This window comes from Polaromonas sp. (assembly GCF_030682935.1).
In the GTDB taxonomy this organism is placed as follows: domain Bacteria; phylum Pseudomonadota; class Gammaproteobacteria; order Burkholderiales; family Burkholderiaceae_C; genus Polaromonas.
Genome location: NZ_JAUXNA010000242.1, coordinates 1 through 2,909 on the forward strand (window position 1 = coordinate 1; position 2,909 = coordinate 2,909).

The window sequence follows — 2,909 nt, forward strand, 5'->3', positions numbered from 1 at the left end:
CCGTCCACGATGGACTCGCCCTTGTTCACGACCTGGCCTTCGTGCACCAGGATGTTCTTCTCCTTGGGCACGAGGTCTTCCCAGACTTTGCCTTCGGGATCCGTGATCTGCAGGCGAACCTTGCCTTTGGTCTCTTTACCAAACGACACGGTGCCGGTCATTTCAGCCAGCGTGCCCTTGTCTTTCGGCGTACGGGCTTCGAACAGTTCGGCCACGCGGGGCAGACCGCCGGTAATGTCGCGGGTTTTCTGGCCTTCGACCGGAATACGCGCCAGCACCTCGCCGGGACCCACTTCCTGTCCAGCACGCACCTGAAGCAATGCGCCGTTCGGGAAGCCGATCGTCACCGAGTGATCGGTGCCGGGGATCTTGACTTCGTTGCCGTTGGCGTCGATCAGCTTGACCTGGGGACGAATCACCTTGGTCGCGCCGCGGCGCTTCGGATCGATCACCACCAGCGTGGACAGGCCGGTCACATCATCGACCTGCTTGGCCACCGTGACGCCGTCTTCCACGTTCTCGAACAGCACCTTGCCGGCGAATTCGGTAATGATGGGGCGGGTCAGCGGATCCCAGTTGGCCAGAATGGCGCCAGCCTTGATGCTCTCGTCGGCCTTGACGGTCAGCGTCGCGCCGTAAGGCACCTTGTGACGCTCGCGCTCGCGGCCGTGCTCGTCGTGCAGGACGATCTCGCCGGAGCGGGCAATCACGACCAGGTCGCCCTTGCCGTTGGTCACATAGCGCATCGGTGCGTTGAAACCGATCAGGCCGTTGGACTTGGCTTCGACGCTCGAAGCAATGGCTGCACGGGATGCGGCGCCACCGATGTGGAAGGTCCGCATCGTCAGCTGGGTGCCGGGCTCGCCAATCGACTGCGCGGCGATGATACCGACCGCTTCACCGATGTTGATCAGGCCACCACGACCCAGGTCGCGGCCATAGCACTTGGCGCACAAGCCGAAGCGGGTTTCGCAGGTCAGTGCGGTACGCACCTTGACTTCGTCCACGCCTTGCGCTTCGAGTTCTTCGATCAGGTCTTCGTCCAGCATGACGCCGGCCTTGGCCAGCACCGAGCGGTTCTCGGGGTGCAGGATGTCTTCGACGGCGGTACGGCCGAGCACGCGGTCGCGCAGCGATTCGATGACCTCACCGCCCTCGACGATGGCGCGCATCAGCGAGCCGTCTTGCGTGCCGCAGTCGTCCTCGGTCACCACCAGATCCTGCACCACGTCGCACAAGCGGCGTGTCAGGTAGCCGGAGTTGGCCGTTTTCAGGGCCGTGTCGGCCAGACCCTTACGGGCACCGTGGGTGGAGATGAAGTACTCCAGCACGTTCAGGCCTTCGCGGAAGTTCGCGGTAATCGGCGTCTCGATGATGGAGCCGTCCGGCTTGGCCATCAAACCGCGCATGCCGGCCACCTGGCGAATCTGTGCTGGCGAACCGCGGGCACCGGAGTCGGCCATCATGTAGATGGAGTTGAAGGACTCCTGCTCGACTTCCTTGCCGTGGCGGTCAATGACCTTTTCTTTCGACAGCTGGGCCATCATGACCTTGGAGACTTCGTCGCCTGACTTGCCCCAGATGTCCACCACCTTGTTGTAGCGCTCGCCGGAGGTCACCAGACCGGAGACATACTGCTGCTCGATCTCTTTGACTTCCTTCTGGGCGTGCGCAATGATGTCGTGCTTTTCCTTGGGCACCAGCATGTCTTCGATGCAAATCGAGATGCCGGCCTTGGTGGCCAGGCGGAAACCTGACTGCAGCAACTTGTCGGCAAACACCACGGTCTCTTTCAAGCCGCACTTGCGGAAAGACACGTTGATGAGCTTGGAGATTTCCTTCTTCTTCAAGGCCTTGTTGATGTTGGAGAAAGGCAGGCCCTTGGGCAGGATTTCGGACAGCAGCGCACGGCCGCCGGTGGTCTCCCACAGCTTGGTCGAAGGCACAAACTCGCCCGTTGCCTTGTCCTTGGTCCACTCGGTCAGGCGCACGCTGATGCGGGCGTTCAGGTCGAGCTCGCCCGCATCGAAGGCGCGGCGAACTTCACCGGTATCGGAAAACACCAGGCCTTCGCCCTTGCCGTTGGTACGGTCGCGGGTCGTGTAGTACAGACCCAGCACCACGTCTTGCGACGGAACAATGGCGGGCTCGCCGTTGGCCGGAAACAGGATGTTGTTCGACGCCAGCATCAAGGTGCGGCATTCCATCTGCGCTTCCACCGACAGCGGCACGTGAACGGCCATCTGGTCGCCGTCAAAGTCGGCATTGAAAGCCGAGCAGACGAGCGGGTGCAGCTGGATCGCCTTGCCTTCAATCAGGATCGGCTCGAAGGCCTGGATACCCAGCCGGTGCAGCGTAGGCGCACGGTTGAGCATCACCGGGTGTTCCTTGATGACCTCTTCCAGAATGTCCCACACCACCGGGGTGCCGGATTCGACTTCTTTCTTGGCCGCCTTGATGGTGGTGGCAATGCCGCGCACTTCAAGTTGGGCAAAGATGAAGGGCTTGAACAGCTCCAGCGCCATCAGCTTGGGCAAACCGCACTGGTGCAGTTTGAGCGTCGGGCCCACGGTAATCACGGAACGGCCTGAATAGTCGACGCGTTTACCCAGCAAGTTCTGGCGGAAACGGCCCGACTTGCCCTTGATCATGTCGGCCAGCGACTTGAGTGCGCGCTTGTTGGCGCCCGTCATGGCTTTGCCACGGCGGCCGTTGTCGAGCAGCGAATCGACCGCTTCCTGCAGCATGCGCTTTTCATTGCGCGCAATGATTTCGGGCGCCTTGAGTTCCAGCAGACGGCGCAGGCGGCTGTTGCGGTTGATGACGCGGCGATACAGGTCGTTCAGGTCGGAGGTCGCAAAGCGGCCGCCGTCCAGCGGCACCAGCGGACGCAGGTCCGGCGGCAGCAC

1 protein-coding gene is annotated in these 2,909 nt (G+C 62.1%); it reads right to left on the reverse strand.

The annotated features are described in order from the left end of the window. A partial coding sequence (rpoC, locus tag Q8K05_RS11205) for a DNA-directed RNA polymerase subunit beta' (protein ID WP_305246694.1) occupies positions 1-2,909 on the reverse strand: 2,909 nt, incomplete at both ends.